Annotated in this window: 18 protein-coding genes; 6 read left to right on the forward strand and 12 right to left on the reverse strand. The window is 71.7% G+C overall.

Annotated features, from left to right (window positions below):
* Positions 1–97: 97 nt before the first annotated feature.
* The 3 genes from PT931_RS16945 to PT931_RS16955 form a co-directional block, all read right to left on the reverse strand.
* Positions 98–1,483 (reverse strand): MFS transporter, encoded by a 1,386-nt coding sequence (locus tag PT931_RS16945; protein ID WP_456246694.1) that lies wholly within the window; start codon positions 1,481–1,483, stop codon positions 98–100.
* Between the two features lie 91 nt (positions 1,484–1,574).
* Entirely contained in the window at positions 1,575–2,366 is a 792-nt protein-coding gene (locus tag PT931_RS16950) for an ABC transporter permease (protein ID WP_456246695.1), read from the reverse strand.
* Positions 2,363–3,217, reverse strand: a complete 855-nt coding sequence (locus PT931_RS16955; protein WP_456246696.1) for an ABC transporter ATP-binding protein — start codon at positions 3,215–3,217, stop codon at positions 2,363–2,365. The genes PT931_RS16950 and PT931_RS16955 overlap by 4 nt, the downstream gene beginning before the upstream one ends.
* Before the next feature lie 195 nt (positions 3,218–3,412).
* On the opposite strand from PT931_RS16955, the gene PT931_RS16960 reads away from it, so the two are divergent.
* The 4 genes from PT931_RS16960 to PT931_RS16975 all read left to right on the forward strand — a co-directional run bounded on the left by PT931_RS16960 (position 3,413) and on the right by PT931_RS16975 (position 7,084).
* On the forward strand, positions 3,413–3,724 hold the full coding sequence (locus tag PT931_RS16960; RefSeq protein ID WP_363728198.1) for an STAS domain-containing protein: 312 nt from the start codon (positions 3,413–3,415) through the stop codon (positions 3,722–3,724).
* A 47-nt stretch (positions 3,725–3,771) separates the two neighbouring features.
* Entirely contained in the window at positions 3,772–5,718 is a 1,947-nt protein-coding gene (locus PT931_RS16965; RefSeq protein ID WP_456246697.1) for a methylmalonyl-CoA mutase family protein, read from the forward strand.
* Between the two features lie 81 nt (positions 5,719–5,799).
* On the forward strand, positions 5,800–6,411 hold the full coding sequence (locus PT931_RS16970; protein WP_456246864.1) for an HAD family hydrolase: 612 nt from the start codon (positions 5,800–5,802) through the stop codon (positions 6,409–6,411).
* A 109-nt stretch (positions 6,412–6,520) separates the two neighbouring features.
* Positions 6,521–7,084: a peptide deformylase gene (locus PT931_RS16975; protein WP_456246698.1), complete on the forward strand. Its 564-nt coding sequence runs from the start codon at positions 6,521–6,523 to the stop codon at positions 7,082–7,084.
* Between the two features lie 90 nt (positions 7,085–7,174).
* Here the strand turns inward: PT931_RS16975 and PT931_RS16980 are convergent, their stop codons facing one another.
* The 9 genes from PT931_RS16980 to nucS form a co-directional block, all read right to left on the reverse strand.
* The gene (locus PT931_RS16980) at positions 7,175–9,796 is read right to left on the reverse strand and encodes a hypothetical protein (protein ID WP_456246699.1); all 2,622 of its coding nucleotides are present in this window, start codon (positions 9,794–9,796) and stop codon (positions 7,175–7,177) included.
* 106 nt (positions 9,797–9,902) lie between these two features.
* Positions 9,903–10,787 (reverse strand): helix-turn-helix domain-containing protein, encoded by an 885-nt coding sequence (locus PT931_RS16985; protein ID WP_456246700.1) that lies wholly within the window; start codon positions 10,785–10,787, stop codon positions 9,903–9,905.
* Positions 10,788–10,854: 67 nt separating this feature from the next.
* Positions 10,855–11,517, reverse strand: a complete 663-nt coding sequence (locus PT931_RS16990; protein WP_456246701.1) for a hypothetical protein — start codon at positions 11,515–11,517, stop codon at positions 10,855–10,857.
* Between the two features lies 1 nt (position 11,518).
* On the reverse strand, positions 11,519–14,131 hold the full coding sequence (locus PT931_RS16995; RefSeq protein ID WP_456246702.1) for an FtsK/SpoIIIE domain-containing protein: 2,613 nt from the start codon (positions 14,129–14,131) through the stop codon (positions 11,519–11,521).
* A 3-nt stretch (positions 14,132–14,134) separates the two neighbouring features.
* Positions 14,135–14,983: a hypothetical protein gene (locus PT931_RS17000; RefSeq protein ID WP_456246703.1), complete on the reverse strand. Its 849-nt coding sequence runs from the start codon at positions 14,981–14,983 to the stop codon at positions 14,135–14,137.
* 6 nt (positions 14,984–14,989) lie between these two features.
* Complete coding sequence (locus PT931_RS17005) at positions 14,990–15,250, reverse strand: hypothetical protein (RefSeq protein WP_363728206.1); 261 nt, start codon at positions 15,248–15,250, stop codon at positions 14,990–14,992.
* Between the two features lie 89 nt (positions 15,251–15,339).
* Positions 15,340–16,188, reverse strand: a complete 849-nt coding sequence (locus PT931_RS17010; RefSeq protein ID WP_456246704.1) for a polysaccharide deacetylase family protein — start codon at positions 16,186–16,188, stop codon at positions 15,340–15,342.
* Between the two features lie 9 nt (positions 16,189–16,197).
* A complete protein-coding gene (locus tag PT931_RS17015) occupies positions 16,198–16,785 on the reverse strand; it encodes a DUF4126 domain-containing protein (protein WP_456246705.1) in 588 nt (195 codons plus the stop codon).
* Between the two features lie 60 nt (positions 16,786–16,845).
* Positions 16,846–17,505, reverse strand: a complete 660-nt coding sequence (nucS, locus tag PT931_RS17020) for an endonuclease NucS (RefSeq protein ID WP_363728209.1) — start codon at positions 17,503–17,505, stop codon at positions 16,846–16,848.
* 123 nt (positions 17,506–17,628) lie between these two features.
* On the opposite strand from nucS, the gene PT931_RS17025 reads away from it, so the two are divergent.
* A complete protein-coding gene (locus PT931_RS17025) occupies positions 17,629–19,761 on the forward strand; it encodes an NPCBM/NEW2 domain-containing protein (RefSeq protein ID WP_456246706.1) in 2,133 nt (710 codons plus the stop codon).
* Positions 19,762–19,820: 59 nt separating this feature from the next.
* Positions 19,821–20,708 carry a methyltransferase domain-containing protein gene (locus PT931_RS17030; RefSeq protein WP_456246707.1) on the forward strand — a complete coding sequence of 296 codons (888 nt, stop codon included), beginning with the start codon at positions 19,821–19,823 and terminating at the stop codon, positions 20,706–20,708.
* Positions 20,709–20,764 lie beyond the last annotated feature (56 nt).

Here is a 20,764-nt window from a genome sequence, read left to right on the forward strand (position 1 = left end):
CCGGCGGCGGGCCCGCGCCGGGCCGTCGCTGTGGGGCGGCGGGTGCGGCCGCGTCGCCGGGCCGTGTCCGGTGACCCGGCGGCACCCGCCGCGCGGGTCAGACCGGGCTGGCGGTCCGCTCGGCGGGTAGGGCGGCGGGCAGGTCCCCGGCGGTGACCGGCGCGGCGGCCTCGTTCCCGGCAGCCTCGGTCCCGACGGTCTCGTCCCGGGCCGTTTCGTCCCCGCCGGCCGCGTCCCCGGTGGCGGCGGGCTCCGGCAGTCCCCGGAGGAACACCGCGACGAGTACGCCCGCCAGGGTCCAGGCGAACGCCTGCACCGTGAGGATGTTGATCACGCCGATCCGTTCGGTGAACGCCGCGGACAGCCCGGCCCCGACCAGCGACCCGGCGGACATCAGCACCCCGATGACGGCGAACACCCGCCCCATGAAGGCGTCGGGCGTCTCCCGCTGGATGATCGTCATGAGAGCGGCCATGGCCACGGCGGCCGGTACGCCGACGAGCACCCACAGGCCGAGCTGGGGGACGATCGCCGGGGTGAACCGGGGCAGGGTGAAGATCGCCAGGTCGACCAGCCCGAAGACGATCAGGCCGGAGACCAGCAGCCGGAGCGTCGAGAAGCGGGCGGCGAACCAGCCGCCGGTCAGCCCGCCCAGGATGCCCCCGACGGCCTGTGCGGACATCAGCAGGCCGAACTCCTGTGCCCCGCCGTGCAGGCCCCGGTCGACGAAGATGGCGAACGTCGCCATGATGATGCCCTCGCCGATCGCGCCCACCGTGAGCACGAGGAGCAGGACGCTGAGTACCCGGCTGTGGCGGATCAGGCTGAGTCCGCCGACGAACTCCCGGCCGAAGTGCCGCTCCGGTGCCGCGCCCGTCTCGCTGTCGAGGACCACCTCCGCGCGGTGCCGGCCGGGGATCGCGGCGACGAGGCCGGCGGCGACCAGGAACGTGGCCCCGTTGATCAGCGCCGAGCCGGCCAGGCCCAGGTAGACCGACGACAGGCCGCCGAGCGCCGGGCCGACGAGCCGGGCGAGGTTGTTGTTGAGCTGGTTGAGCGAGTTCGCCGCGGTCAGGTCGGTCGCGTCCACCAGCCGGGGCAGCATCGCGCCCTCGGCCGGCTGGGTGAACTGGCTGATCGCGCCCTGGAGGAAGATCACGCAGTACACGACGGGGACGGCGTTGCCGCTGTGCACCAGGGCCAGCGGGACCATCACCGCCGCCTGGAGCAGGTTGCCGACGATCATGACCGTCTTGCGGTCCCACCGGTCCACGTACACGCCGGCGAAGGTGCCGAACAGCAGCCGGGCCGACACGCTCGCGACCACGGAACCGGCCATCGCGGCCGCGGAGCCGGTCAGCTGGAACACGTAGATCGGCAGGGCGATCATGAGCAGCCAGGTGCCGGTGAAGGAGATCAGCCCGGAGGTCCAGAGCAGGGCGAAGCCGCGCTGGCGGAACAGGGAGAGGGAGCCCGTTTGCATGGCGTCATCGTGACACCATCATGTGATGTCACGCAAGACCCTCTTTGGCGTCAGTACCCGTCGACTTGACGTCAGAGTGCCGCCCGGCCCGCTAGCCGTCCCGCCGGCTCGTCCACCGGAACGTCAGCATGCACAGCACGAGGCCGATCACCACCCACGCCGCCAGGACCAGCGCCACCCGGCCCAGCTCCCAGCTGCCGGCCGGTTCGAACGCGGCCTGGGACTCCGGCAGGAACACCGACCGCATGCCCTGGCACATCCACTTCAGCGGGAACAGCGCCGCGACCTGCTGCATCCAGGTCGGCAGGGAGGTGAAGACGAAGTACACCCCGGAGATGAACTGGAACACCAGCGCGATCGGGGTGACCACGGCCGACGCCCCGCGCCCCGTGCTGACCAGGGACGACGCCGCGATGCCGAGCAGCGTGCACCCCGTGATGCCCAGCACGAACACCCACGCGAACGTCAGCCACCTCGCCGGGTCGGTGGGCAGCGTGACCCCGACGAACAGCACGGCGTAGACGAGCAGGAGGGCGGTGCAGATCGCGCCGATGGCGAGCACCATGAGGATCTTGCCCAGGAAGTACGACGCCTTGGGCATCGGCGTGCCGGCGAGGCGCTTCAGTACCCCCTTGTCGCGTTCCATCGGGATCTGCATGCCGAGCCCCTGGAACCCGGTCGCCAGCAGCCCCGCGGCGATCATGCCAGTCACGATGTACTGGCTGTAGCGCACGCCCGAGTCCAGCGTCCCCGGGTAGATCAGGCTGAAGATCGTCACCATGATGATCGGGAACGCGAGGGTGAACACCACGGACTCGCGGCTGCGGAGGAACTGCTTGATCTCCAGTCGGCCGCGGCGCACCCCGAGGGTGAGGACGTTCATGACCGGGCTCCCGTCGAGATCATTTCCAGGTACACGTCCTCCAGCGTCGGGCGGGTCACCCGCAACTGCGGGATCTCCCCGCCCAGCTCGGCGGCCAGCGCCGTGACGTAGGCGGTGGGCTCGGCGGTCTCCGCGCTGCGCGGGCCGTCCGGGGTGCCCCAGTGCACCGTGGCCGGCCGGTCGGCGCGCCTGCCCAGGGCCGCCGGGGTGTCCACGGCCACGAGCCGGCCGGCGCTGATCACGCCCACCCGGTCGGCGAGGGCCTCGGCCTCCTCCAGGTAGTGCGTGGTGAGCACGATCGTCGTACCGGCCTGTGAGAGGCCCTTGATCAGCCCCCAGAACTCCTGCCGGGCCTGCGGGTCGAAGCCGGTGGTCGGCTCGTCGAGGAAGAGCAGCTCGGGGCGGCCGATCACGCCGAGCGCCACGTCGAGCCGGCGGCGCTGGCCGCCCGAGAGGGTGCGGGCCCGGGCCTTCCGCTTGTCGGAGAGTCCCACCAGTTCGATGAGCTTGTCCGGGTCGTCCGGGTTCGGGTAGTAACCGGAGAAGTGCCGGAGCACCTCCTCGACGGTCAGCTCCTCGAACTCCCCGGTGCTCTGCAGCACGACCCCGATCCGGGCGCGCCACGCGGCGGTCGGTTTCGCCGGGTCGGTGCCGAGCACGCTGACCTGGCCGGCGTCCCGCTGGCGGAAGCCCTCGAGGATTTCGACCGTTGTGGTCTTCCCCGCGCCGTTCGGCCCGAGAAGGGCGAAGATCTCGCCGGTGTGGACCGTCAGGTCGAGCCCCTGGACCGCCACCGTCGATTTATATGTTTTTCGCAGATCTTGCACATGTATTGCGGCATCAACGAGCACGTCAGACACTATGCCTGAACGTCTTCCTGCTACTTCGGGTGGAGGCGTGAATCGGTTCCGGGGATGACGTACCCAGGGGAATGCCCTGAGAGAGTTCAGGGGCGAGACCGGAGGCGCAACCTTCGGCGGGCGGTTAGCGTCACCTAGAGGAGCAGCGGAAAGCGCGGAGCACGCGATGAGGATCGGGGGGCGATCATGCTGAGACTGGTAGACGGGGGCGAGCGGGTCACGCTCGTCGGGCGGTTGGACGGACAGACGGTCGCGGGCATCCGCGAGCAGCTGCACGCCGCGCTCGCCGAGGGACATGGTCCGCTCGTCGTGGAACTCTCGGCGGTGGACATCATCGACGCGGCGGGGCTGGGAATGCTGGTCGCCGCTCAGCAGAAGGCTGTCCGGGCCGGGCGTCGGATCGTGTTGCGGGGCACCCCGGCCCGGTTCGCCCGGCTGTTGCGGGCGACCCGGCTCGACCGCGTGCTGCCCGACGAGGGTGCACTATTGGCTGCGTGACCAGCATCACGGCACCATACTTAGTTACCGTTTAGTAGGGTCAGCCCATGGCAGACCGTCCCTGGCTGATGCGGACCTACGCGGGGCATTCCTCGCCGGCCCGGAGTAACGAGCTGTTCCGGCGCAACCTGTCGAAGGGGCAGACCGGTCTCTCGGTCGCCTTCGACCTGCCGACCCAGACCGGATACGACCCGGACCACGAGCTCGCCCGGGGCGAGGTCGGCCGGGTGGGGGTGCCCGTCGCGCACCTCGGCGACATGCGGACCCTGTTCGACGGGATCGACCTGGCCGCCGCCAACACCTCGATGACGATCAACGCGCCGGCCATGTGGCTGTTCGCGCTCTACGTGTCGGCCGCCGGCGGTGACGCCACCCGCCTCCAGGGCACGACCCAGAACGACATCATCAAGGAGTACCTGTCCCGGGGCACCCACATCTTCCCGCCCGGCCCGTCGCTGCGCCTGACCGCCGACCTGGTCGCGTGGTCGGTGCGGCACGCGCCCAGGTGGAACCCGATGAACGTCTGCTCGTACCACCTCCAGGAGGCCGGGGCGACCCCGGTGCAGGAGGTCGCGTTCGCGCTGGCCACCGCGATCGCCATCCTGGACGAGGTGCGGGCCCGCGCCGAGGTCACCGACTTCGCGGCCGTCGTGCAGCGGATCTCCTTCTTCGTCAACGCCGGGGTGCGGTTCGTCGAGGAGATGTGCAAGATGCGGGCGTTCACCCAGCTCTGGGATGAGATCACCCGGGACCGGTACGGCATCGAGGACCCGAAGGCCCGCCGCCTGCGGTACGGGGTGCAGGTCAACTCGCTCGGCCTGACCGAGGCCCAGCCGGAGAACAACGTCGCCCGGATCGTCCTCGAACTGCTCGGCGTGACCCTGTCCAAGGACGCCCGGGCCCGCGCCGTGCAGCTGCCCGCGTGGAACGAGGCGCTCGGCCTGCCCCGGCCGTGGGACCAGCAGTGGAGCCTGCGGATCCAGCAGATCCTGGCCTTCGAGTCGGACCTGCTGCACTACGAGGACCTGTTCGCCGGTTCGCACGTCGTCGAGGCGAAGACCGCCGAGATCGCCGACGGGGCGCGCGCCGAACTGGACCGGGTGCTGGAGATGGGCGGCGTGGTGGCGGCCGTCGAGTCCGGGTACCTGAAGAGCGCCCTGGTCTCCTCGCACGCCGAGCGCCGCCGCCGGGTCGAGTCCGGCGAGGAGGTCGTCGTCGGCGTGAACAAGTACGCGGAGACGGAGCCCAGCCCGCTGACCGCCGCCGGTGCCGCCCCGATCGAGCAGGTCGACCCGGCGGTGGAGGCCGCGGCCATCGCCTCGCTGAAGGAGTGGCGCCAGGACCGCTCGCAGCCGGCCGTGGACGCCGCGCTGGCCGAGCTGCGCCGCGCCTGCCGCACCGACGAGAACCTGGTCGACGTGAGCATCGCGTGCGCGCTGGCCGGGGTGACCACGGGCGAGTGGGCCCAGGCGCTGCGCGAGGAGTTCGGCGAGTACCGGGCGCCGACCGGGATCGCCGGGGTCTCCGCCGACGGCGGCGGGCTCGCGGACGTGCGGGCCCGGGTGCAGGCCACCTCCGCCGAACTGGGCGGGCGCAAGCTGCGGCTGCTGCTCGGCAAGCCGGGGCTCGACGGGCACTCCAACGGCGTCGAGCAGATCGCCGTCCGGGCCCGCGACTGCGGGTTCGAGGTCATCTACCAGGGCATCCGGCTCACGCCCGGCCAGGTGGCCGCCGCCGCGATCGAGGAGGACGTCGACCTCGTCGGACTGTCCATCCTGTCCGGAGCGCACCTGCAGGCCGTCGCCGACGTGCTCGCTGGGCTCGGCGACGCGGACATCCCGGTGATCGTCGGCGGCATCATCCCGCCCGAGGACGAGGCCACCCTGCTCGCCAACGGCGTCTCGCGGGTGTTCACCCCCAAGGACTACGCGCTGACGGACATCATCAACGAGCTGGTCACCGTGATTCGACAGGCGAACAATTTACGGGATTAATTCACTCATGCCTATGGATGGAGACAAGGGCGGGGTGGATGCCGGACACTGCGGAAGTATGGTCCTGCGCTAGCTGCCGTCCTGTTCGACCTCGACGGAACCCTCGTCGACAGTGAGTCGGTCTGGGACGAGGTCTTCTGTGAACTCGCCGGTCGGGCCCTGCCCGCCGAGCTGCTGGCCCGTACCGACGGGCTCGGCGTCACCGCCGCGATGCGGCTCCTGCACGCGGATCTCGGCTGGCCACTGCGTACCGCGCCCGCCAGCGCGGTGTGGGTGGAGCACCGGGTAGCCGAGCTGTTGTCCACCGGCACCCGGTGGCGGCCCGGGGCCGTCGAGCTGCTGGCCGAACTGCGCGCCGCCGGGGTGCCGACCGCGCTGGTCACGGCCACCCGCCGCTGCGTGGTCTCCCGGATCCCCGGTCTGGTCGGCTTCACCGTCGTGGTGTGCGGCGACGACGTCACCCGGTCCAAGCCGCACCCGGAGCCGTACCGGGCGGCGATCCGTTCGTTGGGGGTACCGGCCGGCGCGTGTGTCGCCGTGGAGGACACCGTGATCGGGGCGACGAGCGCCGCCGGGGCCGGGTGCGCGGTGCTGTTGGCGGCCGAGGAACCGGTTCCCGGGTACACGTGGACAGAGAGTCTACACGGTGTGGACGCTGAGTACCTGCGGAAACTCCTCCCGTGTCCCGCCTGATGGGATGCCCGTGAGTCCGACATGACCGAAGGGCGGGCAGCATAGGATCATCTCGCCCGGCCGGGTACGGCCGGGCGTTCCATGCTCGAAGCAGAATGGACCCTGCCCGGTGACGATCGTCCAGGACCCGTGCTCCACGATGGCCTCGTTGGGGATCGCCCAGATGGGAGACCCGCAACTGACCAGGGTCGCCCGGCGCCTCACGCTACCAACGGATCGGGCCCGCGCGGAACAGGTCGAGGAGGCACTCCTCCTCGCCGCGGAACGCGTCCAGCTGCACCACCCGTTCGCCAACGGACTCGGGGTCGCGGCCAACCAGCTCGGGTACGCCGAGGCCGTCGCCGTCGTCCGACCCCGCGAGGGCGGCTACCTCACCTTCTTCAACCCCCGGATCATCGAGCGCTCGGTGGAGCACGACGAGCAGTACGAGGGGTGCCTGAGCTTCTTCGACGTCCGGGGCCTCGTGCCGCGCCCGCTGCGGATCGTCGTCGCGCACACCGCGATCGACGGGGTGGCGCTCAAGTCGGAGTTCACGGCCGGCCTGGCCCGCCTCGTCGGCCACGAGCTCGACCACCTGGAGGGCCGGCTGTACACGGCCCACCTGCGCACGCCCGTGATGCCCGTGGAGGAGTACCGCCAGATCCGCCGCGACTGGGAGTACGGGGAGAACTAGCGGTGCCGGGGGCGGCCCGGCCCCCGGCGCCGCGCCCCCGCCCGCGACAGCGGCCCGCGGTCGACCGGTGTCGACCACGGGCCGCCGTGGCTAGAGCTGCAACTCCAGGTGGTAGCAGCTGTTCGTCGCCCGCTCGTCGAGCACCCGGGTCACCTGGCCGGTGACCGAGGCCACGAACAGCGGACCGTTGGTGGCGTTGAACACGCCCGCCCCGACGTCCACGACGTTGAGGACGGCCGGATCGGCGCAGTGCCGGGACACATTGGACGGACCCTGCGCGACGATCTCCGCCTCCATCGCCGCCCGCACGGTGGCCGCGTTGGCGTTGATCTGCGCGAGGGTCATGCCCGCCGTGGCGGCCGTGAACCGGTTGACGACCGCCCGACCCGGCGCCTGGTACAGCGCCAGCTGGTTGGCCGTGTTCTGCGCGACCGTGCGCGCCGGGTTCACCAGGTTGTTGAACATCGCCCGCGCCTGGTCGGCCGGGGTCCGCGCCGTGCTGGTGATCGTGGCCGTCGGCTGCCCGGCCGCGCGGAGCCCGTTCTTGATCGCGGTGATCATCCGGCCGTCGACCGACGCCTGGTTGGCCTGCGCGCCGAAGCCCACGGTCACGTCGGCGATCGCGCCGACCTGGTTCTTGCTGCTCGCCGCGATCAGGTGCGTCGTGCCCGCCGGCGGGTTCTGCAACAGGTTGCCGGCGACCCGGACCGGACCGTGTTGGCCGACGGTGGTGCCCGCCGGTACCGGGTGGCTGAGCAGGGCCGCGCCGATGCGGTTGTCGTAGCCGGCGCCGCTGGCCCAGTACACGTCGATGGTGCCGGCCTGCTCCAGGTCGTGGTCCTTGACCTCGAAGCGCAGGTCCAGCCCGCCCTGGGTGTTGTTCCACGCCAGGCGCGGCTCGACCTGGTCCTTGATCTCCTCGACGAAGTCGACGACGACCTGGGAGTCCAGGAAACCGTCGGCGACGTTGGCCACCCCGAGGTCGACCTGGATGGTGTCGCCCTTCTTGTCGACCTTCAGCTTCAGCTCGCGCCACTGGGTCGCGCCGCTGCCGTAGTCGAACGCGCCGAGGCCGAGGCCGTTCATGCTGTTGGTCTCCACCGTGGAGTCGCCGCCCTGCTGGCTGCGGATCGACACCCGGTAGTAGTCGTTGTACTGGCTGCCGAAGTACCCGCCGGGCACCTCGCTCGTGACGAACCGGAACCGGATCTTCACGGCCACCACGTCCGGGTCGGTGGTGAACGCCCGGGACACGGACTGCTCACCCTGGCCGGACGTGCCCAGCGTCAGGTCCTTGTCCACGACCGGGTCCATCAGGCCGGCGGGCGGCTGGCCCGTGCCGCCCTGGCTGGCCGGGGTCATCAGCGGCGGCTCCGCGTGCTGGCCGGTGGCCGGCGGCGCGCCCAGTCCGGCGAGATGCGGGACGCCCTCCACGTGGTCCTTGACCTGGACCGGCGCGCCACCGGTGTTCCAGCCGGCGGTGCCCTGGCTGAAGTCGTTGTTCTTCACCGGGCTCGGGGCCTTGAACCCGTGCAGCTCGACCACGAACTGCGGCCGGGACGAGAAGTCGCCCAGCACGCCGAGCCGGTTGCCGCTGGCGGTGGCCTTCACGAGGATCGTGCGGGCCGACACGTTCGGGATGGCCAGGACGCCGGTGGTGGTGGTCGCCTCGGCGTACACCGACTGGTTGTCGGAGAGGCTGACCCGCACGGTCACCGGGTCGGTCACCGGCTGCTTGGTGACGTCGTCGACCACCCGGACGTTGACCGTGGTGCTGCCGGCCCAGATGGTGTCGGTGCGGTAGAGGGGGCGGCCGACCGTGTCGTACCCCTTGAAGGAGATGACGTTCTTGCCGGACACCAGCCGGTTGGTACCCGCCGAGATCTTCCCCGCCGTCACCGTGGTCGGCACCGCGGCCCCGTTGACGGTGAAGGAACCGCCGGACTGGTCGGCGTCGAAGGCCGCCCCGGTCAGCGTGTACGCCACCTCGGCCGACGTCGGGTTGAACGCGGACGCGGACAGCCCCGCCAGGGCCAGCGCGCCGTCGGGCAGCACCTGGTCGAGCGGGTTCTCGCTCGCGAGCCGCAGGCTGGTCGCCGCGCCCAGGTTGCGGTTCGCGCGGGTCGAGTCGGCGCTGTCGATGACGCCGTCGCGGTCGGTGTCCGCCCAGGGGGAGTAGCCCGGGTCGCCGGTGTGCTTCCCGTGCAGGCCCGCGATGGCGGCCAGGTCGGCCGCGTCGACCACGAAGTCGCCGTTCGCGTCGCCGACGAGGGTCTTCACCAGCTCGTACCCGCCGGTGGTGCCGAAGTTGCCCTTGATCTGGATCTCGTAGTTGATGCCCGTGCACAGCGTGGCCAGCCCGTAGTCGGACGCCTCGCCGGGGGAGTTGATGGTGTGCGCGCCGAGGATGTCGGCGGTCTCGGTGGTCTTGCGGACCCGGATGATGCCCGGGTTGAGCCCGCTGCCGGTCGGGGCCTCGACGGAGAAGCCGACGAGCACGTCGCCGTGCGCGTTGGGCGTGTAGTCGGTGCCGGGCAGGCTGAAGACCAGCCGGTCCTGGGCCTCGGCGGTGCGCAGTTCGCCCGGGTTCACGGCGAACGCGGGCGTGCCGGTGCGGTCGACGGTGACCACGGGGGCGGCCGAGGCCGCCGTCGGACCGACCGGCAGGGCGAGAGCTAGGGGGACGAGAACGGCCAGATAACGCTTCTTCACGAATCCTCCTGACACATCGGGAAGGGTGTGTCAGAGCGGAGCTTATCTATGCCTTAACAGACGGAGACTGTCAGATATTCATCTGAGCTAATGCCTTGACGTCTGTCTACTCTCGACTGTCGACCTGCCGTGAGGCGTGCCCCGGCTCGGCGAAGGACCACTCCAGCCGGTACCTCGCGTGCAGCGGCGGCGCGTCGGTCTCCCAGCAGTACTCCACCACGCCGTCCTCCGTCGCCTGGAGGATCGGACTCAACTCACCCCGGTCCGAACTGGTCATCAGGATCTCCACGCCCCACACCTCGGGCAGCAGCTCCTCCGGAAACCGCATCCGCACCGACAACCGGTCCGTCGGGTGCCGGATCGCGCGCTGGAACCAGGAACCCCACTTCTCCCGCTCGACGCTGTACGAGTACTCGATCCAGGTCCGCTCGCCCGGATACAGCGGGAACCGGCCGAGCGCGTTCTCGAACAGCAGCCACACCTCCTTCAGCGTCGGGAGGTCCAGGTTCGGCACGCACTCCATCGTCAGGCCGCGACACGTCGCCCGCAGGTCCAGCTCCGGCCACGTCAGGGGGGCCGTCGCCTCCTGGTCCGCCGCGATCTTGATGAAGTACCGGGCGACCGGGTCGGACTGGCCGTTGAAGAGCTGGCGGCGGATGGTCACCCAGTACCGCTCGCCGTCGTAGCGCATCAGCGCCTCCTCGTGCTCCACCGTGAGGTCGGTGGCGGTACCCCGCTCGACGGGCGGCGGGGCCGGGGTGGCGGAGCGGCGCGGGCGGGAGCCGTCGTACAGCCGCCAGAGGCCGAGGAGTTCCCCCTCGGCGCGTAACACGTCGTCGGCGCGGCGGGCGAAGTCCTCCGTGGGTCGGTGCCGGCCGCTCTCGATATGGCTCACATAGGACGGGTCGAACAACATCAGGGCGCCGAGCTGCTTTTTGGACAGACCTCTGCGCTCCCGCCAGGCTGTTAACTCCCGACGGAAGGTACCCATAGCCTCCTGGGCCGACAACTCCACATACTCCAGCTTGTCTGGCGGGCCGAGATCGCGCTACCCCGCTTCAGCGGATGAGAAAAGTCAACGAACAACTCACCACCAGACCACCGAGAACCGTGAGGGCCACGGTGCCGACCCCGGTGCGCTGCCCCCGGAACCGTGCCATTCCCCAGACCACCAGCGGAATCCCCGCGAACGGCGACAGGAACACCGCCAGCTGGGCGAGCAGGTTCGACAGCAGCGTCTCCTCGTCCCCGAACCCCAGCACGAGCCGGGCGAGTCCGAAAATTGACGCAGCAACAATTGCTCCAATAAGGACCGCTACAATCCCGCTGTACTTCATGGGATCCGGCGACCACTCACCCCGCCGGGCGCGGGCCATCAGATCCTTCGCCGAGGACAGCCGTTCCTCCATGTCCGTCCCCGCCGGCGGCACCAGCACCTCGGGCATGTCGCCCATCCGCTTGGCCATCCGCCGGCCCACGTACGACCGGACATCGCGCCACACCCGCTCCGCCGTACTGTCCGCCCGCTCGACGTCCTCCTGCGCGCGGGCCAGCTCCTCCTGCCGGCTGACCAGCGCCGCCCGGGCGGCCTCCAACCGGTCCTCGACCCGCCGGGCCGCCGCGTCGTGCTCCTGACCCGCCCGGCGGGCCTCGGCGTTCGCGCGCTCCAGGGCGCCGGCGACATGACCGACCAGCGCCCGGTACTCCGCCACGGCTGACATATCAGTGCACCTCGTACGGGATCATGATCTCGGGCACCCGGTGGTGCGCCCGGTCGAAGAACAGGGCCCGGTTCTCGCGCGGATACCAGGCGGGGCCGCCCTGGCCCGGGTACAGCGAGGCCAGCTCGTTGCCGTGCACGTCCAGGGCCACCCAGGCGCCCACCACGTCCAGCCGGGCCGCCGTACCCCCCAGGTCGTCCTTCAGCCGGGACACCGAACGCCACCAGCCCAGCACGTGCGTGCGCCGCTCCGGGCCGGACTGCATCACCCGGCGCAGGTTGACGTGCCCCGGGCCGGCGAGCTGGGAGGCGGCGGCGTCCACCGCGTACACGATGAGGTAGTGCGGGGTGCCCGAGTCGTCGGCCGCCAGCTCCCGCAGCACCTCGGCCAGGTCGTCGCGCAGCGCCGCGTCGGCGTGCCCGGCGCCCCACAGGTGCCCGATCACCGTGGAAGCGGCGTCCACTGCGTCGGGCTCCAGGCAGACCACGGTGAACCGCGCCGTGCCCGGGGTGTGCTGGCGGGCCAGGGACAGCACCGCCGCGCCCAGCACCGAACACGCCTGACCCACCGTGGTGCCGAGCACCGCCAGGTTGCGGCCGGGGGACCGGCCCAGCCGCACGTGCGCGGGCTTCGCGGCCACGTCGATGGTCTGACCCACCCACGCGATCGGGTCCCGGCCGCCGTCCGGCGTGTGCCGGGGCAGCGGCGGCACGTGGCTGCCGTCGAACAGGATCGGCTCCGGCGCTTCGGGATCCCGCCGGGACCACAGCCGCTTCTGGAGGTCCTCCCAGACCGCCCGGCTGCCCGCGTCCGGCACCCGGACCACCCGGTTGGCCGGCAGCACGCCCGAGTCGGAGTTCACCACCGCGTGGTAGCGCGGGATCACGTCGGAGACCAGGTTGTTGTCGGCCATCATCCGCCGGGCCTTCGGCAACGCGATCCGCAGCGTGAACTGCGAGACCAGCGCCGAACGCCCCCACAGCGCCTCGATGCCGCCGATGTCCTGGCTGGCCAGCACCAGGTGGATGCCCTGCGACCGGCCGCGCCGGGCCAGGTCCTCCATCAGGTCCGTGGCCTCCGCCGACACCGGGTCGCGCATCGTGGTCAGCAGCACCTGGAACTCGTCGATCACGGCCACGATCCGGGGCCACCGGCCGCCCGGGTCCTCCGTGCGCAGCTCCTCCAGCTTCGTCGCCTCGTGCTGCTTGGCCGCCTCGGCCCGCCGGCGCAGCTCCTCGGCGAGGAAGCGCAGCAGGGCCAGCCCGAACTCCCGGTCCGAGTTGACGTTCACCCCGACCAGGCGCACGTGCGGCAGCCAGCTCGGGTCCCGTCGGCCCCGGGCGAACCGGGCGAACGACACGCCCTCCTTGAAGTCGAGGAGATACAACTCCAGTTCACTCGGGGAGTACCGGCTGCACAGGGCGCCCAGCCACGCGTACAGCAGGTTCGTCTTGCCCGAGCCCGACGGGCCGCCGATCAGCGCGTGCGGCGGCGCGTCGCCCAGCGCGAGGTCCACCAGCCGCCCGTCGGCCGCCTCCCCGATCGGGGCGACCAGGCCCGCCGCCGAGGACTCCGTCCACAGCTTCTCCGGCAACAGGTCCGCGAACAGGCCCGGCGCCGGACCGGCCGCCACGACCTCCGCGATCCCCCGGCACGTCCGCGTGATCAGCTCGGCCGGCGGCGCGGGATCCAACGAGATCCGCATCTTGCCGGTGACACTCGTCGTCAGGGTGTCCAGATCGACCGTCTCGGCCGGCGACGTGGGCACCCCCACCGTGATCAGGTGCACGCCGCACGCCGCGCCCGTCCGCGCGATCCGGTCCAGCTGCGCGCGCTGCCGGTCCGACAGGTCGTCGACCGCGTCCCCGATGCTCCCGTCGCCCAGCAGCACCGCCACCCGCCACGGCTCGGGCCGCCGGCCGGTGGTCGCCGCCAGCTCCCGCAGCGACGTGAACTCGCCCGCCAGCACCGTCTCGTGGATCCGGCGGATCTCCTCCACCAGCTCGTCCAGCAGGCCGGTCAGCGCGCCCGGGCCGTAGAAGTTGGCCAGCCCGGCGGGGCTGAGCGCCGCGAACCCGGCCAGGGAACCGCCGAGCTGCTCCGGGTCGTACACGCTCAGCCGCAGGCCGCCCGGGGCCGTCGCGCCCAGCGCGCGCAGCAGCAGGGTCGCCACCACGCCCACGGCGCGCGACGGGTCGCCCTCGACCGCCAGGTGCGCGTGGTCGAGCAGGGGCAGCAGGGCGGGGATGTCGGGGGAGACCGCGCCGATCCGGTACAGCGCCGGGGCCGTACCCCGCTCCGGTTGGGTGGGGGTCCAGCCCTCCCACGGCGCGCTCGCCGCACCCGGGGCGGCCGTGACGACCAGCTCGCGGATCGCGTTCGTCCGGGCGGCGAGCTCGGTGCCCGCCATGTCCGTACTCGCCGCGCGGGCCGCGCTCAGCCCCACGGCCAGCTCGTCGCGCAGCCGCAGCACGTCGTCCTCCGTGCCGCGCAGCCGCAGTTCGCTGTCCGCCAGCGCGTCGGCGGCGGCCGCCGCGGCGGCGCGCGCCGCGCCCCTGGCCTGACCGAGCGCCCGACCGACCTCGGCGGCCACCGCCGTCCGTGGACTGCGCATGTTCTACTTTTCCTCGGTCTCGGGCAGGGACAACGACTCCGGCGGCCGGCGCAGCGTGGCCAGCAGGGCACCCACGAGCACGGCACTGCCGGTCGCGGAGTCCACCGGGTGCTCGGGCACCCCGTGGTTGCCGTGCGTCGGCTCGGCGTGGCAGGCGCGGCCCAGCAGGATGTCGGGCAGCTGCGGCGGCAGGCCGGGCAGCGCCTTCAGGGTCAGTTTGTCGAGCCGTTTGCGTAGCTCCGGCACGTCCGCCGGGCCGGGTTTGCGGCCCAGCAGCTCGCCGGACAGCTCCTGGATCAGCGGGGCGCACAGCGCGGTCAGCCGCAGCCCGATCGCCGGACCGGCCTTCCACAGCTGGACCCGGAGCGGCTTCGGCTCCTCCTTGCGGACCAGGGCGGCGACCCGGCGGAGCAGCTCGGCGGCCGGCGGCGGCTTCTCGTCCTCTTTCTTGTCCACCGGATCGTCGAGCCCGGTCACCACGTCGACCCGGGTCTCCCACCAGTCGTCGAGGGCCGGGGCCTGCTTGGGCTCCACCTTCGGCTTCGGGCGCTCCTGCTCCTCCTGGCGGGCGGGCAGCACCGCCGGGGCGGGGCCGGCGACCCCCAGACCGATCGCTCGCTGGTACTCCGCGAGCGTCTCCTGGGCCCGGGCCAGCGTCGCGAACGCCTGCTCCAGGTTGGTCGTGGCGGCGGCGAGCTGGCTCAGGCCGATGGAGCGCCCCGAGGTGTGCAGGACGTAGCCGAGCAGCCCCGTGGCGGCCTGCACCCGGTCGGCGGCCTGGCGCAGTTCGTTGAGGGGGAGCCCGGCGGACACGCCGTTGAGGGTCGCGCCGAGTTCCTGGATGACGGACATGGCCGGCTACAACGTCGCGACGTACTGCTCGGCCTGCTCGACCGCCGCCGCCGTCGCGGCGAGGCACTCGTCGAGCTCCAGCGCGGCCTGGGCGAGCGCGGCGTGGCAGGCCAGCACCGCGTCGTGGCCGCTGCCGTCGAGGGCCACGGCCAGGGCGCCCTGCGCCTCGGAGAGTTTCTCCCCGGCGGCGGCCACGACCTCCTGACCTTCGAGGACATGCTCCATCGCGGTGTTGATCGCGGCCTTGACCTCGGCAACGCTTGCCAAGCGGCACCTCCTGAGGTGTGAGAGTCAACTGTCCCAAAATGAACGGACCACCGCTAGTAACCGCGCCGGTCCACGGCCTGAATGAAGAGCTAGAACAGGTCGGACAGCACCACGGGCTCCAGCCCCTTCGCGCGCAGGCCCGCGATGATGGCCGGCAGGGCCTGGTCCGTGACCGGCGCGTTCACGTCCGTGCAGTGCATGATCACGATAGAGCCGGCCCGTACGGTGCTCAGCACCGCAGTGGACACCGCCTGCGGGTTGGTGGCGAACGGGTCCCCGCTCACCACGTCACCGTCCACGACGGTCACCCCGAGCTGGCCGACGGCGGCGAGCGCGGCCGGGTCGTGGCACAGGCCGGGGAAGCGGAAGAACCGGGTCTGGCGGCCGCCGTACGCCTCCAGGGCCGTGAACGTCCTCGCCACGTCGGCGGTCATCTCCGGGGGCGGCACCTGGCCCAGGGTGTAGCAGTGCGCCGTGAAGCCCCGGTGGCTGTAGGAGTGGTTGGCCAGCTCGAAGGTCGGGTTCGCGGCCAGCCGGCGGGTGAACGCCGGGTACTCCTCCACGAACATGCCCGACATGAAGAACGTGCCGGGCACCTTCTCCCGCTCGAGCACGTCGAGGACGCGGGTGTTCGCGTACGACTTCACGGAGCCGGCCCGGAGCTTGGCCCGCATGTCGGCGGTCAGGTCGGCGTCGAAGGTGAGCGCGACCCGGTTGCCGGTCCGCTTGCCGAAGTTGACGACCGGCGCGGGCCGACCGGACGGCGCGGCCCCGGGCGTCGGCCGGGCACTCGGCGACGGCGAGGGGGAGAGGGAGGGGCTGGCCGGCGCGGAACTGGCGGGCACCCGGCTCGACTCGGCGGCCGGGGTGGCGGCGGCACCGCACCCGGTCAGGAGAGCACAGGACAGCAGGGCCACGACGGTGAGGGGTGCTCGCACCCGTTTACTCTAACCAGACATTCGGCGGCGCCGGCGGCGGTTCAGCAGCCACCACGCCGCGACGAACAACCCGGCCAGGCAGAGCAGCACCAGGATCGGCACGATGATCGCCACGAGCGACATCACCACGCTGGTGAAGTCCTCCGCCGTGGACACCACGGGCGCGGCGATGCCGACCGACATCGTGTTCAGGATGGGCCGGGCCAGCGCCTTCACGCCGTGCACCACGAGGGCGACCACGACGCCCAGCACGATGGACACCCACTGGTGCCCGCTGAAGAACGAGCCGGGGTCCTGCACGCTCACGGTCTCCGACGTGGACGCGGCCCCGAAGGCCAGCCCGCCCGCCGTGGGCCGGACCACGGTCTGCACCACGTCGTTGACGCTGTCGACCACCGGCACCTTGTCGGCGACGACCTCGATCAGCAGCAGGACGCCGAGAATGACCAGGACCCAGCCGTTGGACAGCCAGCTCCAGCCCTGCGGCAGGTTGATCAGGTCGGTGTAGCGCCCGAGCAACCCCATCAGCAGCAGGGGGATGTACGCGTTCAGCCCGGCCGAAGCCGCGAGCCCCGTACCGGTGAGCGCTTCGAGCATGGGTCGACGGTACCCCCTGCCCCCGGTCCCCGGCGCGGAATCGGCGCCGGAGCCCGTCGGCTAGAAAAGGGTCAGCTCGTCCTTTTCGATGCCGCGGAGCCGGTCGTAGTCGACGGTCACGCACCGGATGCCCCGGTCGTTGGCCAGCACCCGGGCCTGCGGCTTGATCTCCTGTGCCACGAACAGGCCGGACACGGGGGCCAGCAGCGGGTCGCGGTTGAGGAGTTCGAGGTACCTCGTCAGCTGCTCGACGCCGTCGATCTCGCCGCGCCGCTTGACCTCGACGGCCACGTGCGCGCCGTTGGCGTCCCGGCACATCAGGTCGACGGGGCCGATCGCGGTCGGGTACTCCCGCCGGACCAGCGTGAAGTCCCTGCCCATCGCGGTCGGGTTCTCGGCGAGCAGCACCTGGAGGTGCGCCTCGACGCCGTCCTTGCGCAGCCCGGGGTCGACGCCCAGCTCGTGCGAGGTGTCGTGCAGGACCTCCTCGATGGTGATCCGCAGCTCCTCGCCGGCCTTGTTGATCACCTTCCACGCGCCGGGGGCCTCCTCGACCCTGCACGGCGGGGACATCCAGTTGAGTGGCTTGTAGGCCCGGTCGTCGGCGTGAATGGACACGGAACCGTCCGCCTTGATCAGCAGCAGTCGCGTGGCCATCGGGAGATGTGCGGTGAGGCGGCCGACGTAGTCGACCGAGCACCGAGCGATGACAAGACGCACCCGCTGAGGGTAACGGAGACCGGCGAAACAGGCACTTCACGTCCTTGACATCGATAGCCGTCGAGGTGTCTGCTATGGGGAATGCTGTTTGATCCTGGGGATTCATGTTCAACCATGATGGGAATGATTGCCATGCACCTCCGGAAACTGGCCGTGCTGGGGCTCCTCGCGGGGCTGGTCGCGGTGCCGGCCGCGCCGCTCGGCGCCGCCGCCGCCCCGGCCGCCGCCTCCGTCCCGCCGGCCGCCGCCCCGGGTGGCCCGGCCCTCGACAACGGCCTCGCCCTCACCCCTCAGATGGGCTTCAACAACTGGAACTCGACCCACTGTCGCGCCGAGTTCAACGAGGCCATGATCAAGGGGATCGCGGACCTGTTCGTGACGTCGGGGCTCCAGGCCGCCGGGTACCAGTACGTGAACCTGGACGACTGCTGGGCGCTCCCCAACCGCAACGCCGCCGGAAACCTGGTGCCCGACCCGGTGCGCTTCCCCAACGGCATCAAGGCCCTCGCCGACTACGTGCACGCCAAGGGCCTCAAGTTCGGCATCTACTCCAGCGCCGGCACGAAGACGTGCGACTCGCTGGGCTTCCCCGGTGGGCTCGACCACGAGCAGGCCGACGCGAACCTGTGGGCGTCGTGGGGCGTGGACTACCTCAAGTACGACAACTGCAACAACGCCGGGGTGGACGCGCAGCTCCGGTACCGGAAGATGCGGGACGCGCTCAAGGCCACCGGCCGGCCCATCCTCTACAGCATCTGCGAGTGGGGCGCCAACCAGCCGTGGAACTGGGCCCAGGACGTCGGCAACTCCTGGCGCACCACCGGTGACATCTCCGACAACTGGTCGAGCATGGTGTCGATCCTGCACCAGAACGAGTCGCTGGCCCCGTACGCGCGGATCGGCGCCTGGAACGACCCCGACATGCTGGAGGTGGGCAACGGCGGGATGACGGACACCGAATACCGGTCGCACTTCAGCCTCTGGGCCATGATGGCCGCGCCGCTGCTCATCGGCTCGGACCTGCGGACCGCGAGTCCCGGGACGATGACCATCCTGAAGAACACCGACATCATCGCCCTCGACCAGGACCCGCTCGGCCGGCAGGCGACCGTCGTGGCCCCCGGGGTCTACGCCAAACCGCTCGCCAACGGGGACCGGGGCGTCGCCCTGTTCAACGAGAGCAACACCGCGAAGACGATGAGTACGACGGCCGCGGCGGTCGGGATCGGCGGCGCGACCTCGTACGAGGTGAAGGACCTGTGGTCGAAGGCGACCAGCACGAGTACCGGCACGTTCAGCGCCACGGTCCCCGCGCACGGCACGGTCGTCTACCGGGTGACCCCCGGCAGCCCCGTACCGCCGCCCACCGGGATCTCCCAGCTCAGTGACCTGTCCTGGCGCAGCGCCGTCAACGGCTGGGGCCCGGTCGAGCGGGACCGCAGCAACGGCGAGCAGGCGGCGGGCGACGGCCGGACCCTGACCGTCGGCGGCGTCACCCACGCCCGGGGCCTGGGCACCCACGCGGCCAGCGAGCTCGTCTACCACCTCGGCGGCACGTGCACGACGTTCACCGCGGACGTCGGGGTCGACGACGAGGTCACGGCCGCCGGCTCGGTGGTCTTCCAGGTGTACCGGGACGCGGTGAAGGTCGCCGACAGCGGCCCGGTCACCACCGCCGACGGCCCGAAACGCCTGACCGCGAGCCTCGCGGGCGGCCAGCAGCTCCGGCTCGTCGTCACCGACGGCGGCAACGGCGTCAACTACGACCACGCCGACTGGCTCTCCCCGAGGATCGGCTGCGGCTCCGGCCCCGCCGCGGGCAGCCACCAGCTCTCCGACCTCGCCTGGAGCAGCGCCGGCAACGGCTGGGGCCCGGTGGAGAAGGACCGCAGCAACGGCGAGCAGGCGGCGGGCGACGGCCGGACCCTGACGATCCAGGGGACCACCTACGCGAAGGGCCTGGGGGTGCACGCGACCAGCGACATCGGGTACTACCTGGCCGGCCGCTGCTCCACCCTCGTCGTGGACGTCGGCGTCGACGACGAGTCCGGCTCCAACGGTTCGGTGGCGTTCCAGGTGTACCGGGACGCGGTGAAGGTCGCCGACAGCGGGGTGGTCCGGGGCACCGGGGGCGCGGTCCGGCTCACGGCCGACCTGACCGGGGGCCAGGAACTGCGGCTCGTCGTCACCGGCGGCGGGGACAGCGTGGACTACGACCACGCGGACTGGGGCGGGCCGGTGCTGACCTGCTCCTGAATGTCCATACAGTGAGAAATCCTTCCCGCTGATTGGGAACGGTGGTTAGCGTGGTGCCCATGTACACGCATGGGCACCACGACTCCGTCCTCCGGTCGCACCGGTGGCGCACGGCGGAGAACTCCGCCGGGTACCTGTTGCCGCACCTCACTCCCGGACAGTCTCTTCTGGACGTCGGCTGCGGCCCGGGCACCATCACGGTCGACCTGGCGGGCCGGGTCGCACCCGGGGCGGTGGTCGGCGTGGACGCGTCCGCGGACGTTCTCGTCGAGGCCCGGGCGCTCGCGGAGACGCGGCCCAGCGCTGGGATCGGAGGCGGGGGTCCGGCCGGAGCCAGCACCGGAACCGAGGCCCGGGTCGGAGCCGGAGTTGTCGACCGGGCCGGACTTCCCGGTCCCGGGGACCCGAAGGTCTCCTTCGCCGTCGGCGACGTGATGGCACTGGACTTCGACGACGCGTCCTTCGACGTCGTGCACGCCCACCAGGTGCTCCAGCACGTCGCCGACCCGGTCGGGGCGCTCCGCGAGCTGCGCCGGGTCAGCCGGGGCCTGGTCGCGGTCCGGGACGCCGACTACGCGGCCATGACGTGGTACCCGGCGATCCCCGCCCTCGACGACTGGCTGGCCCTCTACCAGCGGGTCGCCCGGAGCAACGGCGGCGAGCCCGACGCCGGCCGCCGGCTGCTGTCCTGGGCGCGCGCGGCCGGTTTCGCCCAGGTCACGCCCGGCGCGTCGGTCTGGTGCTACGCGACCCCCGAGGACCGGGCCTGGTGGGGCGGCATGTGGGCCGACCGGATCCGCGACTCGGCCATGGCCCGCCAGGCCGTGGACCGGGGCTTCGCGACCGCCGGGGACCTGGCGTCGATCGCGGACGGCTGGCGGGAGTGGGCGGCCTCCCCGGACGGCTGGTTCCTGGTCCCGCACGGCGAGATCCTCGCCTCGAACTGACCGGCGGGCTGCCGCGCGCGCGGGCCCGCGCCCCGGGGCCGCCGGGCCGCCCGCCC

The sequence above is a fragment of the Longispora urticae genome (genome assembly GCF_053902585.1).